Genomic DNA, 3601 nt, shown 5'->3' with positions numbered 1-3601 from the left:
GCCAGCCGGTTGTCGGGGAGGAACGACAGACCGGACGGCAGCCCGCCGGGCAGGCCCAGCGAGGCCAGCCGGCGGCGCTTGAAGTACCGCAGCCAGCGCTCGTCCTGATGCGCCCCGAGGAACCGCGCGGCGTCCGGGCGCAGCGAGGGGTGGATCTTCGCCTGCATCGCGTAGCCCACCGCGGTCACCAGCTCCCCCAGCTCCTCGGCCGTCGTCCCGGGCCGCTGCTCGCGCACCGCGTCGGCGTCGCCCAGGTCGGGCAGCAGCGCGTCGACCACCGTCACCGGGATCCGGTTGCTGTTCTGGTACGGCGTCAGCCGGTCCAGCAGCATGGTGGTGCCGGTCCGCGCCACCGGCAGGCCGTGCAGGGCGGAGGCGGTGAGCAGCGCCGTGGAGAAGCATCCGACGACCAGGGCGGGGCCGGTCCGGCGGAACAGCACCTCGGCCAGGACCGGCAGGTCCAGCACGGTCAGCTCGGCACCGAGGCGTTCGGCCTCGTCCTGCACCGCCCGGTGCCAGGCCGCCGGGGCGGTGGGGTGCGGCTTGAACACCAGCGACCGGTGGCCGAGCGCCACCGCCCCGCGCACCATCCGCAGGTGCAGCGCCTCCTCCTCGTCGGGGGTGAGGATGTCCAGCGCGGACAGGTACTGGCCGAGCAGCAGCGCCGCCCCCCGGGGAAGGCGGGGCAGCTCCTCGTGGTCGGCCAGTTCGTCGAGGACCTTGCGGAAGGCGTCCGTGGGCACCAGCTCGGCGGGGACCCGGAACTCGGTCAGCAGCAGCGGGCGCAGGCCCGGCACCAGGTCCAGGTGGAGCAGCCGGGTGACCCGGGTGCCGACCAGCGGGTCCAGCTTGATCCGGGTGGGCCCGTAGCTCATCAGGCCGTCCGCGTAGACGGTCACCGGGGCGCCGGTGAAGATCTGCGTGACGCCCAGCGCGGGCTGTGCCTGGATCGACTCCACGGCCAGCTCGACGTCGTCGTCGCCCAGTCCCCAGGCCAGCCGGAGGTGACGCTCCCACAGGACGGCGTCCTCGGGGCGGGGGACCCAGCCCGAGGGGTGGAACGGGGCGATGGTCCCGTTCCAGGAGAGCACCTCGTCGAAGCGGTCGCGCAGCGCCGCGAAGCCGGGCGTCGCGTCCAGCGCGGGGGTGGTCTCGGGAACGGCGGCGTTGTTGGAGACCAGCAGGATCCGGCGGTCGGCGGCGCCGAAGCAGCCGGCGTCCACGGCGGCGGCCAGGGTGGCGGCGCCGTACAGGGTCGAGGCGAGGAGGATCTGCGTGGTCACGCGGCGGCTCCCACGGCCGGGCGGCGGCGCAGCCGGCGCAGCCGGGTGGCGCGTTCCGCGTCCATCGTGTCGAGGGTCCGCTCCAGCACCTCCTGCGGCATCCGGCGCAGCGCGGCGGCGGTCAGCGTGCGCAGTTTCCGGCCGACCGACGGCTGATATCTGCCTTCCGCGTCCGCGGCCAGGTGATGGCACATCATCGCGCAATACGTCCGCACCACCTTCGGCAGGAGTTCTTCCCCGTCCCGGTCCTCGGCGGTCTCCGCCATTACCAGGTCGAATGCGCGCAGGAAATCCAATTGCCTTTCGTCGCCGACCCGGGTGAGCGACGAGGCCACTCCCCGGCGGTAGAAGACGCCGTACAGGTTCACCACGGCGAACGACTCGGCCTCCCGGTGCAGCCGCCAGGTCCACAGCCGGTCCTCACAGGTGTGCAGGCCCTCGGTGAAGCGGAGCAGGCCCCGGTCGTCGTCGAGCCGGCGGTGGTAGACGTCGGCCCAGACGAACGGGTAGTCGACGGAGGTCGAGCGGTCCGCCGGCAGGATCGCCTCGCGCGGGCTCATCACGGCGTTGCGCCGCCCGTGCGGCACCCGCTGGACCACCCGCTCGCGGCCGGTGGAGCGGACGTGGTCGGTGCGGACGAAGTCGCACCCCAGGTCGTCCATGGCCGCGATCAGCCGCCCGTAGTGGCCGGGGGCGAGCCAGTCGTCCCCGTCCAGGAAGGTGACGTAACGGCCCCGCGCGGCCTCCAGGCCGGTGTTGCGGGCGGCGGCGATGCCCCGGTTGCGCTCGTGCCGCAGCAGCCGCGCGCCCGGCAGGCCGCGCTCCGCCCTCTCGAGCAGGGCCGGGGTGTCGTCGGTCGAGCAGTCGTCGACCAGAAGGAACTCGACGTCGGGTCGTGCGTTGGCCTCAAGGCTCCTCAGGGTGTCGGGCGCGTACTGCCGCACGTTGTGGAAGGGGACGATCACGGAGAGCTTGACCACGCGTTCGACGCTAGGCGCTCGCCCGGCACGGATTCTTATCCTTCGGTGGACTGCGGGTGAACAGGGACCGGAAAACACGTGAACCGCGTTTTCCCGAAAGCCTCCCACCGGCCGATTGGTTTCTCGGCGGCCTTCTGTTCACCGTTTGTTGGAGTGCGGTTGGGCCGCCCCTCGGAATGGCTTCCTAGCGTTCCGGGTGTGCCAGCAAGTACCACGGAATCAGAAACGCGGGGCCCGGCGCCCGCGGCCCTGAGGGTCGCCGTCGTCGCGGACTCCGACACCCGGTGGAAATGGGGTGCGCTCACCGCACGGCGGCTGGCGCCCGCCGGCCGGGAGGTCCGCGTCGAGGGCCGCCTCCTGCGCGGCCGCGCCACCCCCACGCCCCGTCAGCTCGCCGAGGTCGGCGTCGGGTCGGACTCGCTGCGCGAGGTGAGCGCCGTCGAGTTCCTCCGCGAGGCCGCCGACGAGCCGTTCGACGTCGTGCTGCTCGCCCTGGTGGGCGGCGGCGTCCAGGCGATGCTGCACGGCCTGCGCCACGCGTGGGGGGCGCGGAGCGGCGGGCGGCGGCCGGTGGTGGTCACCGGTTACGTCGGGATCGTCTACGAGAAGCTCGCGGACGGCCTGCTGCTGCGCCACGGGGCCGACCTGGTGCTGGCCAACTCCCGCCAGGACGCCGACCGCTTCCGCGCCGTCTACGAGGGCGTGGGCGCGGACGCCGGACCGGTCACCGAGGTGGCGCTGCCCTTCCTGGGCGGCGAGCCCTACCGGGGCGGCGGCGAGGACCGGCCGTACACCGTGGTGTTCGCCGCGCAGCCCTCCGTCCCGGAGTCCCGCAAGGACCGGACGTACCTGCTGGAGCGTCTGGTGCGCCACGCCCGCCGCCACCCCGAGCGGGAGGTGCTCCTCAAGCTCCGCTCGCGGCCCGGGGAGCAGACCACCCACATCGAGGAACTGCCGTACCAGAAGCTGGTGCGGGGCCTGGAACCGCCGGCCAACCTCCGCCTGGTGTACGGCCACATGGGCGAGGTGCTGGACCGCACCGACCTGCTGGTCACGGTCTCCTCCACCGCCGCCCTGGAGTCCCTGCACCGCCGCATCCCCACCGCGGTCCTCACCGACCTCGGGGTGCGCGAGGCGCTCGGCAACCACCACTTCACCGGCTCGGGCGTCCTCGCGTCCTTCGACGACCTGGACGCCGGACGCCTGCCGGTCCCCGACGAGCAGTGGCTGGCCCGGCAGGGCGTGGCCGCCGACGGCGACTACGCGCACGCCTTCGACGCGGCCCGCGACCGCCTGGCCGCGCTGCTGGAGTCGCCCGGCCTGCCGCCGCTCGACCCG

3 protein-coding genes are annotated in these 3601 nt (G+C 73.6%); 1 reads left to right on the top strand and 2 read right to left on the bottom strand.

Annotated features, from left to right (window positions below; translation table 11 throughout):
- Nucleotides 1-1283, bottom strand: a 1283-nt coding sequence (locus HW445_RS22470) for a polysialyltransferase family glycosyltransferase (RefSeq protein ID WP_180222780.1), incomplete at its 3' end; no start/stop codon positions are given.
- A complete protein-coding gene (locus HW445_RS22465; RefSeq protein ID WP_180222779.1) occupies nt 1280-2263 on the bottom strand; it encodes a glycosyltransferase family 2 protein in 984 nt (327 codons plus the stop codon). The genes HW445_RS22465 and HW445_RS22470, both read right to left, overlap by 4 nt.
- Before the next feature lie 198 nt (nt 2264-2461).
- Here HW445_RS22465 and HW445_RS22460 point away from each other — a divergent pair.
- A partial coding sequence (locus HW445_RS22460; RefSeq protein WP_180222778.1) for a DUF6716 putative glycosyltransferase occupies nt 2462-3601 on the top strand: 1140 nt, incomplete at its 3' end.

Origin of the sequence: Streptomyces sp. UH6 (assembly GCF_013421635.1) — a bacterium.
Lineage (GTDB): Bacteria > Actinomycetota > Actinomycetes > Streptomycetales > Streptomycetaceae > Streptomyces > Streptomyces abyssomicinicus.
The sequence above is the reverse complement of the archived record's forward strand: the minus strand, read 5'-3'. Positions and strand labels throughout refer to the sequence as shown.